This is a genomic window from Microbacterium sp. Be9 (assembly GCF_011754135.1).
Taxonomy (GTDB): Bacteria; Actinomycetota; Actinomycetes; order Actinomycetales; family Microbacteriaceae; genus Microbacterium; species Microbacterium maritypicum_A.
Genome location: NZ_WNWT01000004.1, coordinates 235,298 through 252,805 on the forward strand (window position 1 = coordinate 235,298; position 17,508 = coordinate 252,805).

The window sequence follows — 17,508 nt, forward strand, 5'->3', positions numbered from 1 at the left end:
CTCAGTCTTTCACGTCGGCGTCGGCCTCTGCCTCCGGGGACTCCAGGTGACGGGCTTCGATGCGCTGCAGCAGCTTCTTGCCCAGGAAGGCCAGAAGCAGGAACAGGGCGATCACGCCGACGAAGATGTACCCGGCGAAGTGCACGCGATCGACCAGCTCGCGGAAGCTGCCGGCGGCAAGCGACGTGACACTCACATAGGCGGTGGCCCAGAGGACACAGGCGGGAGCCGTCCATGCCAGGAACTTGCGGTACGGATACTCGCTCATCCCGACGGTGAGGGGAACCAGAGAATGCAGCACGGGGAGGAAGCGGGAGAGGAAGATCGCGATCCCCCCGCGGCGCTCGAGATAGTTCTCGGCGCGCACCCAGTTGTGCTCGCCGATCCGCCGCCCCAACCAGGAGACGCGGATGTGCGGGCCCAGCCACCGCCCCAGCCAGAACCCGATGCTCTCACCGATCAGCGCACCGATCACGACCGCGACACCCATCGCGATGCCCTCCAGGGGAGTGGCGACACCCATGGACGCGATGATCACGATCGTGTCGCCGGGAACGATGAGGCCGATCAGGATGCTCGTCTCCAGCATCACGGCGAGCCCGGCGATGAGCGTGCGGGCGACCGGATCGATCGACTGCACGGTGTCGAGGAGCCAGATCAGGAGGTCGTCCACCCCATGAGGATACGGGAGCCACCCGGTCCTAGGCTGGAAAGGTGCCCGAACAGCTGAGTGCTCGTCCGCTTCCTGACTGGGTGGAGCCGTCGTCGGTGTTCGGGATGCTGGAAGCCGGGACCGCCGATGTGTTCTGGCTCGACGCCGGGGCTGACGCGATCACCGGATGGAGCTTCGTCGGGACGGGGGAGCGCTCGACGCTTCCGCGCGAGGTGCGCGTCGACGTCGTCGCTGCCGACCCTGAGCTGCCGCCGTTCACAGGGGGATGGGTGGGGTGGCTCGACTATGAGAGCGGCGCCGCCGCCGTCGGTGCACCGGTCGCGGGCCTGGAAGACGGCTCGGGCGGTTCCTGGCTGCGTGCCACCCGTGTCGTCGCCTTCGACCACGACAAGCAGCGCGTCTGGGTGCTCGGGATGGAGAGCGACGTCGAGGACTGGGCGGCAGACGTCCGGGCACTGGTGGGGGTCCCGGAATCCGCGCCCTTCTCGATGAGCGACCCCGATCGCCCGCCGCGTATCGCCGTCGCCCGACACGACCCCGGCGAGTACGCCGCACTCATCGAACGTTGCCGCGATCTCATCCGTGCGGGCATCGCCTACCAGCTGTGCCTCACCACGCGCTTCACCGTGGCGGGCGCCCACGACCCTGTCGAGGTCTATCGTCGGCTCCGCACCGCCACGCCCGCCCATCACGGCGGATTCCTGCGCATCGGCGATCGCACCCTGTTGAGTGCCAGTCCCGAGCAGTTCCTCCATGCCGCGGGCGGAGTCATCCGTACCCGTCCCATCAAAGGCACCAGGCCCCGAAGCATCGATCCCGTCGAAGACGCCGCGCTCGCCGCGGAACTGGCGACGGACCGCAAGGAGCGCGCCGAGAACGTCATGATCGTCGACCTGATGCGCAACGACCTCTCGCGGGTGTGCGAGCCCGGGAGCATACGTGTGGAGGGTCTCTGGGTGGTCGAGAGCTATCCCGCGGTGCACCAGCTGGTGAGTACCGTGAGTGGGCGGGCGGGCGAGGGGACCACGGTCGAGGCCCTGCTCGAGGCGGCCTTCCCTGCCGGCAGCATGACCGGGGCTCCGAAGCTCTCGGCGATGACGCGGCTGCACGAGCTGGAGGGCGGGCCTCGCGGCGTGTACGCCGGATGCTTCGGGTACATCGGTGACGACGGAACCCTGGATCTGGCGATGGTCATCCGCAGCATCGTGATCGACGGGGATCAGGCTGTGGTCGGCGCCGGCGGAGGGATCACCTGGGGGTCGATCGCGACCTCAGAGGTCGCCGAGGTCGCGACCAAGGCGAGGGCGCCGCTTGCTGCCCTCGGTGCCGGAATGCCCGTGCCCTGGCGTTCCGATATCCTGAACTGATCCCGCTTTTTCCACCAGATTGGTCGTGCGTTCGTTGTCTGAGAACCTGTCCACCGCTCCTGCCGACGACGAGACCCCGTCGGCGCACGCCATCCAGAACAAGTGGCAGAAGTACTGGGCGGAGAACGGCACGTTCCTCACGGGCGGCGACGACGACACCCGCCCGCGCCGGTACGTGCTCGCGATGTTCCCGTACCCGTCCGGCGACCTGCACATGGGGCACGCCGAGAACTACCTCTACTCCGACATCGTGGCCCGTTTCTGGCGCCACCGCGGACACAACGTCCTGAACCCGATCGGCTGGGACTCGTTCGGGCTGCCCGCCGAGAACGCGGCGATCCGGCAGGGTGCCGACCCTCGGGACTGGACGTATCAGAACATCGCGCAGCAGAAGGTCGGCTTCGAACAGTACGGCGTCTCGTTCGACTGGAGCCGGGTCCTGCACACGTCCGACCCCGAGTACTACCACTGGAATCAGTGGCTGTTCCTGAAGCTGTACGAGCGGGGCCTGGCGTATCGCAAGAAGAGCCCGGTGAACTGGTGCCCGAACGACCAGACGGTGCTGGCGAACGAGCAGGTCGTCGACGGACGCTGCGATCGCTGTGGTGCGGAGGTCATCAAGAAGAAGCTCACGCAGTGGTACTTCCGGATCACCGACTACGCGGACCGTCTGCTCGACGATCTGAACCAGCTCGAGGGATTCTGGCCGCACAAGGTGCTGCAGATGCAGCGCAACTGGATCGGACGCTCCGTGGGCGCCGACGTCGACTTCCTGATCGAGGGGCGTGAGGAGCCGGTCACGGTGTTCTCGACGCGCCCTGACACGCTGCACGGCGCGACGTTCTTCGTGGTCGCACCCGATTCCGACCTGGCGTCCGAACTCGCTGCCGGTGCTTCCGATGACGTGCGTCAGCGCTTCCAGACGTACCTGGAGCAGGTGCAGAAGGAGACCGATATCGATCGGCAGTCCACGGACCGCCCGAAGACCGGTGTGTTCCTCGAGCGCTATGCGATCAACCCCGTGAACGGCGAGAAGCTGCCGGTGTGGGCGGCGGACTATGTGCTGGCCGACTACGGTCACGGTGCAGTCATGGCGGTTCCTGCGCACGACCAGCGCGACCTGGACTTCGCTCGTGCGTTCGACCTGCCCGTCAAGGTGGTCGTCGACACGACGGCTCCCGTCACGGGCGCGATGCCGGTGATCGAGGTCGACGACGAGGGCGTGCCGATCGACACGGGCGCCGCGCTCGAGGAGCAGAGCCCCGCCACCACGGGCGTTGCACTCACCGGCGAAGGCCGCATGATCAACTCCGGTGCACTCAATGGGCTCTCCAAGCGCAACGCCATCGCGCGTGCGATCGAGCAGTTGGAAGCGACCGGCACGGGTCGTGCCGCCAAGAACTACCGTCTGCGTGACTGGCTGATCTCGCGTCAGCGCTTCTGGGGCACGCCGATCCCGATGCTGCACGCCGAAGACGGCAGCATCATCCCGGTTCCCGAGGACAAGCTCCCCGTGAAGCTGCCGAGCGTCGAAGGACTCGACCTCAAGCCCAAGGGCACCTCGCCGCTGGGCGGTGCCGAGAGCTGGGTGCGCACGACCGACCCGCAGACGGGCGACCCCGTGCTGCGCGACCCCGACACGATGGACACGTTCGTCGACAGCTCGTGGTATTTCCTGCGTTTCCTCTCGCCGAACAGCGACACGGTGGCTTTCGATCCGGCGCAGGCGGCGCGCTGGGCACCGGTGGACTCGTACATCGGTGGTGTCGAGCACGCGATCCTGCATCTGCTGTACGCGCGCTTCATCACGAAGGTCCTGTTCGACATGGGGCTGATCGACTTCACCGAGCCGTTCTCGAACCTCATCAACCAGGGCATGGTGCTGCTCGACGGGCAGAAGATGTCCAAGAGCAAGGGCAACCTGGTGCTCTTCCAGGAGGAGCTCGACGCCCACGGCGCCGACGCCCTGCGTGTGGGGCTGGCGTTCGCCGGTCCCGTGGAGGACGACAAAGATTGGGCCGACGTCTCGACGACCGGCGCCCAGAAGTTCCTGGCGCGCGCGATGCGCATCGCCGGTGAGGTGTCGAGCCCGGTCGACGTGGTGTTCGACGGCGGTGACTCCGCGCTGCGACGCGCGACGCACAAGCTGCTCGCCGAAGCGCCCGCTCTGGTCGAGCAGACGAAGTTCAACGTGCTGGTCGCGCGCTTGATGGAGCTCGTGAACGTCACCCGCAAGACGATCGACGGTGCCGCCGGCGCGGCTGACCCCGCCGTCCGCGAAGCCGCGGAGACGATCGCCGTGATGCTCGACCTCATCGCTCCGCACACGGCGGAGGAGATGTGGGAGGTCCTCGGACACGAGCCTTCCGTCGGCCTGGTGACGTGGCGTTCCGCCGACCCGGCACTGCTGATCGAGGACACGATCATCGCCGTCGTGCAGGTGGGCGGCAAGGTGCGCGCCCAGCTCGAGGTCTCGGCGCGTATCGGCGAGTCGGAGCTCGAGGCTCTGGCCCGCGCCGACGAGCGCGTGATCCGGTCGATCGGCGACCGCGAGATCGTGAAGGTCGTCGTGCGTGCTCCGAAGATCGTGAGCTTCGTCGTCAAGGGCTGATCGACGTACGGGCTGATCGCCTGTCCTCCACGGAAGTCTCCTCGCACGGGGTTGTCCCCGGCAGGGGCGAATGCCGCCCGGCCGGAGGATCGACCGCGCCTAGCGTGGCCGGATGGAATCTCCACAGGCACCCCTCCCACCTCGGCGTCGACTGCGTCTGAGCATCGGAGCGGCAGTGGTGCTGGCTGTCGTCGTGCTGTCGGCTGCCGTGGGGCTCGGGATCATGCGGGGGCAGGCCGCGCCTGTCGAATCGGTGCCGCTCGAAGACACGAGTACGGGAACAGGCGCGGGTCCCGAGTCGACCGATGACCTTTACGTGCACGTTCTCGGCGCTGTCGAGAAGCCCGGACTCTATGTGCTCGATCGTGACGCACGGCTCGTCGATGCGCTGGCGGCTGCAGGGGGAACTACCGTCGAGGCCGATCTGGCCGCGGTCAACCTCGCTCGAATGCTCGAAGACGGAGAGCAGGTCGTCGTGCCGGCAGCCGGAGCCATGGCGGGTGGGCCCGGCGAAGTCGCACCGCCACCGGACGATGACCGGATCGACCTCAACACCGCGGATCAGGCGGCGTTGGAGACGCTCCCGCGTATCGGTCCGGCACTCGCGGAGCGGATCATCTCCTGGCGGGAGGAGAACGGCCGGTTCGCCTCGGTGGACGACCTCCTGGCGGTTCCCGGCATCGGGGAGAAGCTGGTCGCAGGCCTGCGCGACGGGGTCAGGGTGTGAGGGGACGAGACCTCCGGCTCGTGCCGCTCGCGGTGGCGGTGTGGTGCGTCGCGCTGCTGTGTGTGATGTTCCCTGCGGTCGCGTGGGGGTGCGCCGCCGTGTGCGGGCTCGGGGCGGTAGGCGTGCTGGCATCGGTCGTGCACCGTCGAAACCGCCATGGAGAGTCCTGGGCGCTCGGGGGCCTCGCCGTCGTCGTGCTGGCCGCGATGGCGGCTGCGGCGGTATCGGTCGGGTTCGCCGTGCCCGAGCGGGAAGCGGCGAAGGGGTGGGACGCTCGCGTGGTCGAGATCACGGCCGAGGTGACGTCCTCCGCATCGATCGGACGCGATGGGCGGCTGTGGTTCGAGGCGGTGACATCGACGCTCGGGCCGCCGGGCCGTGCGGTGGCGTCCGCCGCCCCGGTGCGCCTGGGGGTCGCCCCCGCCGAGGGCTTCGACCTCGGCGCGACGGTTCGGGTCGTGGGCGAGTCATCGGCGACGGATGCCGTGGAGCGCTCAGCGTTGGTCGTCTTCGCGAGCGACGCCGAGGTCATCTCGCCCGCGCCTGGTGTCTTCGGTGCGGCGGCGACGATCAAGAGCGTGTTCGTCGAACGGTCTCTACGCCTGCCGGAACCGGGCAACGGGCTGCTTCCCGGACTCGCGGTCGGCGACACGCGCGCCGTCACCGCCGAGCTGAACGACGACATGCGCACCAGCGGGCTCAGTCACCTCACCGCGGTCAGCGGAGCGAACTGCGCGATCGTGGTCGGCGCGATCTTCTGGCTGACGGCACTGTGCGGAGGCGGCCGCCGGTTGCGTGTCGTCCTGTCACTCGTGGGCCTGGCCGGGTTCGTGGTTCTGGTGACTCCCGAGCCGAGTGTGATCCGGGCGGGGGTGATGGCGGCCGTGGGGATGCTCTCCGTGCTGTCGGGGAAGCCGAGCGCCGGGGCCGGGATGCTGTCGCTGTGCGCCACAATCATTCTGGTTGCGGACCCCTGGCTCGCGGCGACGCCGGGGTTCGCGCTGTCGGTCGTCGCCTCGGGTGCGTTGATCCTGCTCGCCCCACCTCTGGCGCGCGGCTTGGCTCGGGGGATGCCGCGCCCCGTCGCGCTCGCTGTCGCGGTCCCGCTCTCCGCGCAGCTCGCGTGCGGCCCGATCATCGCCCTGTTCGCGGAACAGCAGTCGTTGGTCGGTATCGCCGCGAACCTGATCGCGGGGCCCGCAGCCCCGGTCGCGACGGTGATCGGGCTCCTCGCCTGCCTCGCCGCTCCATTGCCGGTGCTCGCTGACCTGCTGACGGCCTCGGCGTGGCTTCCCGCGGCGTGGATCGCGATGACCGCGACCACCACGGCCCAGCTGCCGGGCGCGCAGGTCCTGGTACCACCCGGCCTCGGCAGTGCCCTGGTGGTGGCGGTGGTGAGTGCGGCGATCGCCATCGTGCTGATGCGTGCCCCCACGCATCAGCCGGGCTCACGTGTGGAGCGGGCGGCTGCCTGGGGACGTCGCGGTGCGGCGGTGATCGTCGTCGTGGTGCTGTCGCTCGCCGGTTCTCGTGCGCTTCTCGACGGCCCCCTCGCCACGGCGACGACCCCCGACGCCTGGGCCGTCGCGGCGTGCGATGTCGGGCAGGGTGACGCGGTGCTCGTGCGCTCGGCGACCCAGGTCGCTTTGATCGACACGGGGCCGGAGCCCCAGCCACTGGCCTCATGTCTGCGGTCGCTCGGCGTCGAGCGCATCGACCTTCTCGTCCTCACCCACTTCGACCTCGATCACGTCGGCGGGGCTGAGGCGGTGCGCGGTCGTGTCGACGTGGTCATGCATGGTCCGATCGCCGAGGACGCCGATCGACGCCTCCTCGATGACCTCGTCGATGGAGGCGCACGCGTCCACGCGGCGTCGGCAGGCCAGCAGGGCATGCTCGGCGAGGCCGCGTGGCGTGTGCTCTGGCCGCTGCGCCATTCCGCTGCTTTTCCCGACGGCAACGATGCGAGTGTGGTGATGGAGTTCGACGGGGGAGAGGTGCCCCGCTCGATCTATCTCGGCGACCTCTCGGCCGCGCCCCAGCGCATGCTGCAGCGTACGGCGAGGATGATGCCGTACGCCGTGGTCAAGGTCGCGCACCACGGCAGCGCCGACCAGGATCCCGGCCTCTACGAGGCGATGCGGCCCCGGGTGGCGCTGTTCAGCGTCGGAGCGGACAACGACTACGGGCACCCACGTTCCGAGACCCTCGATCTCCTGGCGGCGACCGGTGCACATGTGCTGCGCACCGACGAACGGGGGCGCATTCTGCTCGGTCTTCGCGACGGCGAACTGCAGGTCTGGACGGAGAAGCCTGCCGGATGAGCCGCTCGGATCAGCCTCGAAGGAGCGGAACCATGTCGGCGACCGCCGGTAGGCTGGATCCATGGCAGCTTCGCGAACCCCTTCCCGCGGCGGCGCGAAGCCCACCAAGATCCCGCAGGTCTCCTGGCGTGAGCCGCACCCCGCTCCGATCGTGCTCGTGTCGGGCCCGGAAGAGGTCTGCGCCGAGCGCGCGATCGCCGGCGTTCGCGACTACCTCCGTGCCGAGGACCCCGCGCTCGAAGTGAGTGACGTACGGGCCGATGATTACGCACCCGGAACGCTGCTCTCCCTCACATCGCCGTCCTTGTTCGGGGAACCACGTCTCGTCCGCGTCTCCGGCGTGGAGAAGTGCTCCGATGCCTTCATCCAGGAGGCGGTGTCGTATCTCGACAACCCGCAGGAGGGCGCGACCGTCATCCTTCGCCACACGGGCGCCAGCGTGCGAGGCAAGAAGCTGCTCGACGCTGTCCGTGCCGGGAACGGCGGCGGTATCGAGATCGCCTGCCCTGCCATCAAGCGCGACAGCGACCGAGTCGACTTCGCCGCCGGCGAGTTCCGCGCGGCGAAGAAGCGCATCGCGCCTCCGGCTCTTCGAGCCCTGGTCTCGGCCTTCGCCGACGACCTCACCGAGCTCGCCGCGGCCTGCCAGCAGCTCATCGGAGACGTCGAGGGCGACATCTCCGAAGACATCGTCACCAAGTACTACGGAGGTCGGGTCGAGGTGTCGGCGTTCGTCGTCGCCGACACGGCCATCGCCGGACGCTACGGCGAGGCCCTCATCGCCCTCCGTCATGCTCTCTCGTCGGGCGCCGACCCGGTTCCGATGGTCGCGGCCTTCGCCATGAAGCTCCGCACCATGGCACGAGTCGCCGGCAACCGCGAGCCGAGCCGCCAGCTCGCTCAGCGTCTGGGAATGAAGGATTGGCAGGTTGACCGCGCACGCCGCGATCTCGCCGGCTGGAACGAGCGGTCACTCGGAATGGCGATCCAGGCCACTGCCAGGGCCGATGGCGAGGTCAAGGGTGCGGCACGCGACCCGATCTTCGCGCTGGAGCGCATGGTCACCGTCATCGCCACTCGCCAGCCGTTCGGCGAGTGATCGAGCGAGAGTGGCCAGTCGGATTCGACTGCCGGGACGCTCCGAGGCAATGAAGAAGGCCCGCCCCGAGGAACGGGACGGGCCTTTCTCAGAAGCTTCGGCTCAGAGGGAAGCGACCTGCTTGGCGAGAGCCGACTTGCGGTTCGACGCCTGGTTCTTGTGCAGGACACCCTTGCTGACGGCCTTGTCGAGCTTGACGGCAGCCTTCTTCAGGGCGGCCTCTGCGGCGGCCTTGTCACCGGCGGAGACGGCCGTGCGAGTGGTGCGGATGACCGTCTTGAGCTCGCTCTTCACGGCCTTGTTGCGCTCGCGCGCCTTCTCGTTGGTCTTGTTGCGCTTGATCTGCGACTTGATGTTTGCCACGTGTGGACGCTTTCTGTACAGGAGTGTTCGGAATGCCGGCAGCAGAAGAGGGCTGCTGCACAGCGGTCGTGAGGGAAGAACCCACACGCAAGCCAAGAGTCGAGTCTACCAGCAGAGGGGCTGTTGACGCGAAACGACGAGGAGAATGCGAGACGCAGTCGCGCATTCGATGGTACCGGGTGCAGAATCATCACTATCTCGACACTGATGTCAAGGAGCCCCATGACCCCCGCGTTCCCTCGCCTGTCTGCGCCTGCCGGGCTCCGCTGGTCCGCCGCGACCTCAGCGTTCCAGATCGAGGGGTCGCGCCCCACCGGGATATCCGGTCGTTCCATCTGGGATGACTTCCTCGAGAGACCGGGAGCGATCGTCGACGGATCGACGGCGGATCCCGCGTGCGACAGCTACCGGCGCCCCGAGGATGATGTCGCCCTTGCGGCGGGCCTGGGTCTCGACCGCTACAGGTTCTCGATCCCGTGGGCTCGCGTGCAGCCCGACGGCCTCGGCCGCGGTGACGCGTCGGCCCTCGATCACTACTCGCGCCTGGTCGATCTCCTCCTCGATGCCGGGGTCGTCCCGTTCCCCACCCTGTTCCACTGGGAGATGCCGAGTCTCATCGAAGCAGGCGGCGGCTGGCTCGAGCGCGATACCGCGGAGCGCTTCGCCGACTATGCGGCCATCGTGGCTGATCGTCTCGGCGACCGGGTGCAGCACTGGTACACCCTGAACGAGCCCGCCATGATGACGCTTCAGGGATACGCGGTCGGCGCGCTGGCGCCCGGGAAGCAGCTCCTCTTCGGCGCGCTGCCGACCGCTCACCATCAACTGCTCGCCCATGCTCGCGCGGCAGCCGCTCTGCGGGAGCGTGGTGCCGCATCGGTCGGACTGGTCAACAACCACACTCGGGTCCTGCCGCTGGGCGACACCGCTGAAGACCACCAGGCCGCAGCGGTCTACGATCTGATCCACAACCGGATCTTCAGCGAACCCCTCCTCGCCGGAACATACCCCGACCTGGAATCACTCGGCCTGCCCCCGATGCCCGTGCAGGACGGCGACCTCGAGGCCATCGGACGCTCGATCGACTTCTACGGCATCAACTTCTACAACCCGACCACGGTGACCGCCGCCGAGCAGGAGAGCCCGATCCCGTTCGACATCGTGCCCACTCCGGGAGTCCCGGTCACCGGGTTCGGTCCGGAATGGCCGATCATGCCGAGCGCGCTGCGCGATCTCCTGATCGACCTGCACACCCGGCATCCGCAGATGCCGCCCGTGATCATCGGCGAGAACGGTGCGTCGTTCCCGGAACCCGAGCGCGCCCTCCGCGTGGATGACGCCGATCGGATCGCCTATCTGGCGGGACACATCGCCGCGGTAGGGGAGGCGATCGATGCGGGGGTGCCGGTGGAGGAGTACACGGTGTGGTCGCTGCTCGACAACTGGGAGTGGGCTGACGGCTACACTCAGCGCTTCGGACTCGTCCACGTCGACTTCGAGACGGGGGAACGGACCCCCAAGGCGTCGTACGACTGGTACCGCGGGATCATCGAGAGCGCGCGGACGGATGCGACCGCTGCCACGACGGAGGCGGCGAGATGACCGAAGCGACCGGAACGCGCCCGGTCCGCGCGGGTGCGCGCTGGATGTCGCTGTTCACGCTCGCGTGGCTGGCGATCTGGACCGTGCAGCTCACGCCGGTGCAGCTGCTCCTGCCGCTGCAGCTCGACACCCCGCAGGACGACTGGATCCGGGGCGTCGTCTCCTCGGGACTGGTTCTCGGAATCGGCGGGCTCGCCGGGATCATCGCGGGACCGGCGGCCGGCGCGCTCTCGGACCGCGCGGCTGCGGGCCGCCACCGTCGGCGTCCGTGGGCGCTGGGCGGTGTGCTGTTCACCGCGGTCTGCCTCGTCCTCACCGGCTACGCGCAAGGGCCATGGGCCGTGGGCGCCGGTTGGGTCGGGGTGTCGATCGGCGTGGCGGTGTCGTCCGCCGCCTTCACCGCGCTGATCGCCGACCAGCTGCCGACGACACAGCGCGGGGCCGCCTCCGCCGCGGTCGGGTCCAGCCAGGCTGTCGGCATCGTGGTCGGGGTCGGCCTCGTTGTCCTGCTCGGTCTCGAGCTCCGGGAAGGCTATCTCCTGCTCGCCGGGATCATCGCGGTGGTCGGTACGACGGCGGCGCTGCTGCTGCCCGATCCACCGACCACGGAGGCGATGCGGCCGAAACGGATCGGACGCCGCCACCTGGACTCACTGCGCGATCGCGACTTCGCCTGGATGCTGTCCGGGCGCCTGGTGACGAACGTCGGCAACGCACTCGGGACCGCGCTGTTCCTGTTCTTCCTGCTGCACGGCCTCGGTCAGCCCAGCGCCATCGCCCAGGACAACCTGCTGCTGCTGATCGTCGTCTACACGGTGTTCGTCGTCATCGCCTCGGTGATCACGGGGATCGTCTCCGACCGGACAGGGAATCGCCGGACGCTCACGGTGGCGGCGACGGTCGTGCAGGCGGCCTCGGGGGTGGCGATCGCGCTGGTACCGACGTTCGAGATGACGATGGTCGCTGCCGCGCTGATGGGCCTCGGCTATGGCGCGTTCTCGACGGTGGGCCTCGCATTCGCCGCCGACCTGCTGCCGGACGAGCAGGACCATGCGAGGGACCTCGGGATCGTGAACGTCACAGCCGCGCTCGGGCAGCTCATCGGCCCTGTGCTGGGGGCGGGACTGGTCGCGCTGGTCGGCGGCTTCTGGCTCGTGTTCGTCGCGGCGGCGGTTCTCTCCCTCGTCGGCGGGCTGCTCACGGCGTTCGCGCGGCAGCCGGCCAGGGCGTCATGAACTCGAGGGGTCAGGCGCCACTCCCTGCGCGGCGTCACGCTCCACGGTCGCGATGGCGAGCTGCAGCACGGCGTTGAAGATCTGCGGCCGCATCGCGGTGACGAGGTGCGTCGTGCGTGGCACGATGATGAGCTCGGCATGCGGGGCGAGCCGTTGGAACAGTGACTCGTTGAGCCGCAGCTGGTCGTACTGCCCGTTCACGAACCAGAGCGGAATCGTGATGCGAGGGATCGCCGCGGCGATGTCGAGCGCGGCCAGACTGCGCAGCGCGGCGTCCTGGGTGTCGAGCGCGTAGCCGCCGGCGGCGAAGTCGGACCGGGTCTCCACAGGCACGGTGGCTTCGAGGATCCGGCCGGTCAGCCACATCCCGCGGTCGGGAAGGGCATCGACGGCTCGAGTGAAGAGACGGTAGGCCGCGAGCCCGGCACCGTGGGGGATCGAGGTGCAGGACGCCGCGATCAGCCCCGCGACGGGAGGTTGCTCCGCGCCCCCGACATACGCGAGGCAGAGCAATCCGCCCATCGAATGCCCCACCAGCAGGACGGGGCCCTTCTCGGCCGCGGCGCGCACCGCCTCATCTATGGTGTGCAGCGCCTCGTGGAGGGTGAAGTCCTCCTGCATCCGCGTACCGTGCCCCGGGAGGTCGACGGCGGTGAAGGCGTAGCCGCGCTCCTCGAGGTAGGCCGCCTGGGACCGCCACATGGTGGCGGACGTGCGGATACCGTGCACGAAGACGATCTGGACACTCACGGGTTCAGCATAAGGAAAGCGGGGCCGGTGGATGAACCACCGACCCCGCTTCGACACCATGTGTGTCAGAGAGTGTTACTTCTCCCAGCCGACGTTCTCGACCGGCTGGATGCCGAACAGGTCCAGACCGACGTAGGGCTCGGGCGTGAGGTTCGCCAGGCCTTCCTTGACGGTGTAGATCTGCGGGCCGTTGTACAGCGGGATGAGGCCCCAGCGCTTGTAGATCTCCGGCTCGAGCTTCATCGCGGCAGCGGTCTGCGCCTCGGGGTCCGACTGAGACTCGACCTTGTCCTTGATCTCGGCGTCGAGTTCGGCGTCACCGACACCCGACAGGTTGAGACCCGAGTCCGAGCAGTACAGCTGGCAGAACCAGGCGGCACCGAACGGGTCGGAGGAGGTGAAGCGGAGTCCGGAGACATCCCAGTTCTTCGACGTGTAGTCGTCGGAGAACTGGCTGGCGGGGCGGACCTCGACCTTGACGTCGATGCCGACCTCCTTCTCCTGGGCCTGCAGCGACTGCGCGAGAGCCTTCTGCGTGGCGGAGTCGCTCCAGATCGGGTACACGACGGAGAGCTTGACGCCGTCCTTCTCGCGGATACCGTCGGAGCCTTCCTTCCAGCCGGCCTCGTCGAGGAGCTTCTTGGCACCCTCGACATCGAACTTCCAGCCTGCGGCCTTCATCGAGTCCTCGTAGCCGGGCTGGAACGAGAAGAGCGTCAGCGAGCCCGCCGGGTCTTCCTGGTAGCCGAGGCCGTTCCAGGCGATCTGCTTCTGCTGGTCGATGTTGATGGCCTTGAAGAACGCTTCACGGACCTTGACGTCCTCGAACTGCGGCTTGGTCGAGTCGACCTGCAGGATGGTGTTGGCGGTCTGCTGTGCGCGATAGACCTTCGCGCCGTCGACGTCCTTGACCTGGTCGATGAGCTCCTGGGAACCCGTCTCGACCATGTCGACCTCGCCGTTCTTGAAGGCGTTGACGCCGGCCTGGGCGTCCATGCCGGTCATGGTGACCTCGTCGAGGAGCGGCGCGTCGCCCCACCACTCGGGGTTCGGCTTGAACGAGATGTAGCCCTTGTTGGCGTCGAACTCGTTGACCGTGTACGGGCCAGCGCCCCACTCGGGGTGCGGGTTGCTGATCATGGCCTCGTTGAAGGTCGTCGGGTCAGCGAGAGCCGGGTGGATGACGCCGCCGTTGAACGGCATCTGCGGCCAGGCGAACTCGCCCTTGAACGTGACGATGGCGGTCTTCGCCGTGTCGCCCTGTTCGACGGATTCGATCTCCTTGTAGCCGTCGGTCGCGTTCGGGTTGAAGCCCTCGTCGTACGAGCGGTTGGCCTTCCAGGTGGCGTCGATGGCAGTCCAGTCCATGTCGGTGCCATCGTTCCAGTGCGCCTCATCGGTGAACGTGAAGGTCAGGACCGTCTTGCCGTCCTTCACCTCGTTCTTCCACTCGGAGAGGTAGTTGTCGTTCTTGTACTGCGTGCCATCCGGCTTCATGAGGATGATCTGCGGCATGTACCACGCGGCGATGCGTGCGGTGTCGGCGCTGCCGTCGCTGTTGAACGAGTTCAGCTGCGTCGGAACCTCGCGGATCGCGAAGTTGACCGTGCCGCCCTCCTTGAGGTTCTCACGAGGCTGCGGGTTGTAGTTCGCCATCTCGACGTCGGTCGTCTCGCCGGCGTCGCCCTTGTCGCCACTGCCGGTGTTACCGGCAGCGCACCCGCTGAGCGCGAGTGCGAAAGCGCCGGTGAGTGCCAGCGCTCCCATCAGCTTGTACTGCTTCATGGTGCTCCTTTCGCCTTGCGGCGTGTCATAAGGGGAGAATAGTTCGCCGGATCCGCGAATGTCCGGGCGGCGAGTGAATATCGGCTAACCGTTATCGGACGGTGATCCGTGATCTGTTCATGAGGCCGCAGGCCGCGCTGTCACCGTGGCGGGATCGAACACGATCCGCTCACGCGTGCGCTCGATGTCGGGGTCCGGGACCGGGATCGCGGACAGCAGCGCCTTCGTGTAAGGGTGCTGTGGGTTGTCGAAGACATCGTCGACATCGCCGTGCTCGACGAAGTCGCCGAGGTACATCACCGCGACCCGGTCGGCGATGTGCCGGACGACCGAGAGGTCGTGCGCCACGAAGAGGTACGACAGCCCGAGCTTGACCTTGAGATCGTCGAGCAGGTTGATCACACCGGCCTGGATCGACACGTCGAGCGCGGAGACCGGCTCGTCGAGCACCAGGATCTTGGGGTTGGTCGACAGTGCCCTGGCGATGCCGATGCGCTGACGCTGGCCTCCGGAGAAAGCCTGCGGGAAGCGATCGCTGTGCGCCGGGTTGAGTCCGACGAGGTCCATCAGCTCCTTCACACGGCGGTGCGCCTCGGCCTTCGGGGTACCGATCGCCGAGAGCGGCTCCGAGATGATGTCCGCGACCGTCATACGCGGATCGAGCGCTCCCATCGGGTCCTGGAACACGATCTGGATGTCGCGGCGCAGCGCTCGCTCCACCTTGTGGCTGTGGATGTCGTTGACGCTGGTGCCCGCGATGACGATGTCTCCATCGGTCTGCTTGACCATGTCCATGATCTGGAGCAGCGTCGTGGTCTTGCCACTGCCGGACTCGCCGACGATGGCCAGGGTCTCACCCTCGCGCACGTCGAAGCTGATGCCCTTGATCGCGTGCACCTCGCCGACCTTCCGCTTCAGGAACGCGCCCTTGAGCAGAGGGAAGGTCTTGGTGAGGTTCTTCACCTCGAGGGTGATGGGGCGTTCTTCACGGGGGAGTCGCGTCAGGGCGCTCTCCGGTGCCTCGCGCACCGGATACACGGGAAGACCGCCGAGCAGGCCGCCGTCGGTGATCTCGTTCGCACGGATGCAGGCCGCACGGTGCTCTTCGCCGCCACCGGTCAGCACGGGAAGAAGCTCCGGCTCGCGGGTGCGGCACGCGTCCATGACGATGGGGCAGCGGTCCGCGAACGGGCACGCGTCCGGAAGATTGATCAGCAGCGGCGGGTTGCCCTTGATCGGGGTGAGCGGTTCCTTCTCGGCCTTGTCCACGCGGGGAATCGCGCCGAGGAGACCGATCGAGTACGGCATCCGGGTCTGGTGGAACAGCTCGCGCACGGGCGCCTGCTCGACGGGCTTGCCGGCATACATGACCATCACGTCGTCGGCCGTTCGGGCGACGACACCCATGTCGTGGGTGATCATCATGACGGCGGCACCCGTCTCGGCCTGCGCCTTCTCGATGAGGTCGAGGATCTGCGCCTGGATCGTGACGTCGAGAGCCGTGGTGGGCTCGTCCGCGATGATCAGCTTCGGATCGTTCGCCATCGCGATCGCGATCACGACGCGCTGGCGCATGCCGCCCGAGAACTCGTGCGGGAACGACTTCATCCGCTTCTCGGGCTCGGTGATGCCCACCAGCTTGAGAAGGTCGATCGAGCGTGCGGTCGCCTCCTTGATGCTGAGATTGCGATGCACCGTCAGCGCCTCGATCAGCTGAGCGCCGATCGTGTACACCGGCGTCAGAGACGTGAGCGGGTCCTGGAAGACCATCGAGATCCCGTTGCCGCGGATGGCAGAGAGCTGCGTGTCGGTCTTGCCGAGAAGTTCCTGGCCGTCGAACACGATGGAGCCGGTGACCTTGGCGTTCTCGTCGAGGAGGCCCATGACGGCGAGCGAGGTGACGGACTTGCCCGACCCGGACTCGCCGACGATGCCGAGGGTCTTTCCCGCCTCGAGGTCGAAGGAGACGCCGCGGACGGCGTCGACGCGGCCGGCCTCGGACGCGAAGCTGACCCGGAGGTCGCGGACGGAGAGTACGGGGCTCATGCGCGGCCTCCTGCAGCCGAAGTGGGATCGAGGGCATCGCGCAGTCCATCGGCGATGAGCGCCATCGATACGGTCAGCAGCGTGAGGATCAGTGCGGGGAAATAGAACAGCCACGGCGAGCTGACGATGGACGAGCTGCCCTCGCCGATCAACGAGCCGAGCGACACATCGGGGATCTTCACGCCGAAGCCGATGAACGACAACCCGGTCTCGGTCGTGACCGCCGCGACGATGCCGAGGGTGAAGTTGATCACCAGCAGCGAGCCGATGTTCGGAATGAGGTGACGCGTCACGATGCGCAGTCCCCGGACACCCATGTACCGAGCGGCCTGGACGTACTCGCGCTCACGCAGCGACAGGGTCATGGTCCAGATGATCCTCGCGGGGAAGAACCAGCTGACGAAGATCATCACGAACGCGATGACCCACCACACGCCGCCGGAGTCGTTCGAGATGATCGACAGCAGGAGGAAGGTCGGCACCACCATCATGAAGTGGATCACCAGGAGAGCGATGCGCTCGAACCAGCCGCCGAAGTACGCGGCCGCGGTCCCGACGAGCGCCGAGAGGATCGTCGTGCCCACCGAGACGGTGATCGCGATCATGAGGGAGCGTTGCAGGCCGATGGCGGTCTGCGTGTAGGTGTCGTTGCCAGCCCCGTTGGTGCCGAACCAGTGCGCAGCGGACGGCGGCTGGCTCAGGGCGAGGAAGTCCATGCTGTCGACGGCGTACGGCGACAGGAGCGGTCCGAGCGTCGAGAAGAGGATCAGCACGAAGAGAACGACGACGCCGCCCACTGCCGGCTTGTTGCGCATGAACCGGCGGGTGTAGAGCGTCCACTTGGACAGCGACTTTCCCGAGGCGCGGTCGGCGGTCGGCGGCACGGCCGGCGGCTCGACCAGGGGATCGATCATATCGGTGGTCAT

13 protein-coding genes are annotated in these 17,508 nt (G+C 67.7%); 7 read left to right on the forward strand and 6 right to left on the reverse strand.

The features are described 5' to 3' along the window. Position 1: 1 nt before the first annotated feature. Entirely contained in the window at positions 2 to 673 is a 672-nt protein-coding gene (locus GLO27_RS05345) for a DedA family protein (RefSeq protein ID WP_029260200.1), read from the reverse strand. A gap of 41 nt (positions 674 to 714) precedes the next feature. On the opposite strand from GLO27_RS05345, the gene GLO27_RS05350 reads away from it, so the two are divergent. The 5 genes from GLO27_RS05350 to holA all read left to right on the forward strand — a co-directional run bounded on the left by GLO27_RS05350 (position 715) and on the right by holA (position 8,801). Next, positions 715 to 2,040, forward strand: coding sequence for a chorismate-binding protein (locus GLO27_RS05350; protein WP_167253943.1), 1,326 nt, complete (start codon positions 715 to 717; stop codon positions 2,038 to 2,040). 25 nt (positions 2,041 to 2,065) lie between these two features. Continuing rightward, complete coding sequence (leuS, locus tag GLO27_RS05355; RefSeq protein ID WP_292775311.1) at positions 2,066 to 4,651, forward strand: leucine--tRNA ligase; 2,586 nt, start codon at positions 2,066 to 2,068, stop codon at positions 4,649 to 4,651. Positions 4,652 to 4,763: 112 nt separating this feature from the next. Next, entirely contained in the window at positions 4,764 to 5,378 is a 615-nt protein-coding gene (locus GLO27_RS05360; protein WP_167253946.1) for a ComEA family DNA-binding protein, read from the forward strand. Beyond that, on the forward strand, positions 5,375 to 7,702 hold the full coding sequence (locus tag GLO27_RS05365) for a ComEC/Rec2 family competence protein (protein ID WP_040569597.1): 2,328 nt from the start codon (positions 5,375 to 5,377) through the stop codon (positions 7,700 to 7,702). The genes GLO27_RS05360 and GLO27_RS05365 overlap by 4 nt, the downstream gene beginning before the upstream one ends. A gap of 61 nt (positions 7,703 to 7,763) precedes the next feature. Further along, on the forward strand, positions 7,764 to 8,801 hold the full coding sequence (gene holA, locus GLO27_RS05370; protein WP_021198554.1) for a DNA polymerase III subunit delta: 1,038 nt from the start codon (positions 7,764 to 7,766) through the stop codon (positions 8,799 to 8,801). A gap of 102 nt (positions 8,802 to 8,903) precedes the next feature. Here the strand turns inward: holA and rpsT are convergent, their stop codons facing one another. Next, on the reverse strand, positions 8,904 to 9,164 hold the full coding sequence (rpsT, locus tag GLO27_RS05375; protein WP_017830351.1) for a 30S ribosomal protein S20: 261 nt from the start codon (positions 9,162 to 9,164) through the stop codon (positions 8,904 to 8,906). A gap of 222 nt (positions 9,165 to 9,386) precedes the next feature. On the opposite strand from rpsT, the gene GLO27_RS05380 reads away from it, so the two are divergent. Both GLO27_RS05380 and GLO27_RS05385 read left to right on the forward strand, forming a co-directional pair. Beyond that, entirely contained in the window at positions 9,387 to 10,766 is a 1,380-nt protein-coding gene (locus tag GLO27_RS05380; RefSeq protein WP_167253948.1) for a family 1 glycosylhydrolase, read from the forward strand. Further along, positions 10,763 to 12,001 carry an MFS transporter gene (locus GLO27_RS05385; RefSeq protein ID WP_021198556.1) on the forward strand — a complete coding sequence of 413 codons (1,239 nt, stop codon included), beginning with the start codon at positions 10,763 to 10,765 and terminating at the stop codon, positions 11,999 to 12,001. The genes GLO27_RS05380 and GLO27_RS05385 overlap by 4 nt, the downstream gene beginning before the upstream one ends. Here GLO27_RS05385 and GLO27_RS05390 read toward each other — a convergent pair. The 4 genes from GLO27_RS05390 to GLO27_RS05405 all read right to left on the reverse strand — a co-directional run bounded on the left by GLO27_RS05390 (position 11,996) and on the right by GLO27_RS05405 (position 17,508). After that, positions 11,996 to 12,751, reverse strand: a complete 756-nt coding sequence (locus GLO27_RS05390; protein ID WP_029260205.1) for an alpha/beta hydrolase — start codon at positions 12,749 to 12,751, stop codon at positions 11,996 to 11,998. The two genes, GLO27_RS05385 and GLO27_RS05390, sit on opposite strands and share 6 nt — an antisense overlap. Positions 12,752 to 12,826: 75 nt before the next feature. Then, on the reverse strand, positions 12,827 to 14,536 hold the full coding sequence (locus GLO27_RS05395) for an ABC transporter family substrate-binding protein (RefSeq protein WP_021198558.1): 1,710 nt from the start codon (positions 14,534 to 14,536) through the stop codon (positions 12,827 to 12,829). Positions 14,537 to 14,653: 117 nt separating this feature from the next. Continuing rightward, positions 14,654 to 16,582: an ABC transporter ATP-binding protein gene (locus GLO27_RS05400; protein WP_021198559.1), complete on the reverse strand. Its 1,929-nt coding sequence runs from the start codon at positions 16,580 to 16,582 to the stop codon at positions 14,654 to 14,656. Then, complete coding sequence (locus GLO27_RS05405) at positions 16,579 to 17,508, reverse strand: ABC transporter permease (RefSeq protein WP_031206745.1); 930 nt, start codon at positions 17,506 to 17,508, stop codon at positions 16,579 to 16,581. The genes GLO27_RS05400 and GLO27_RS05405 overlap by 4 nt, the downstream gene beginning before the upstream one ends.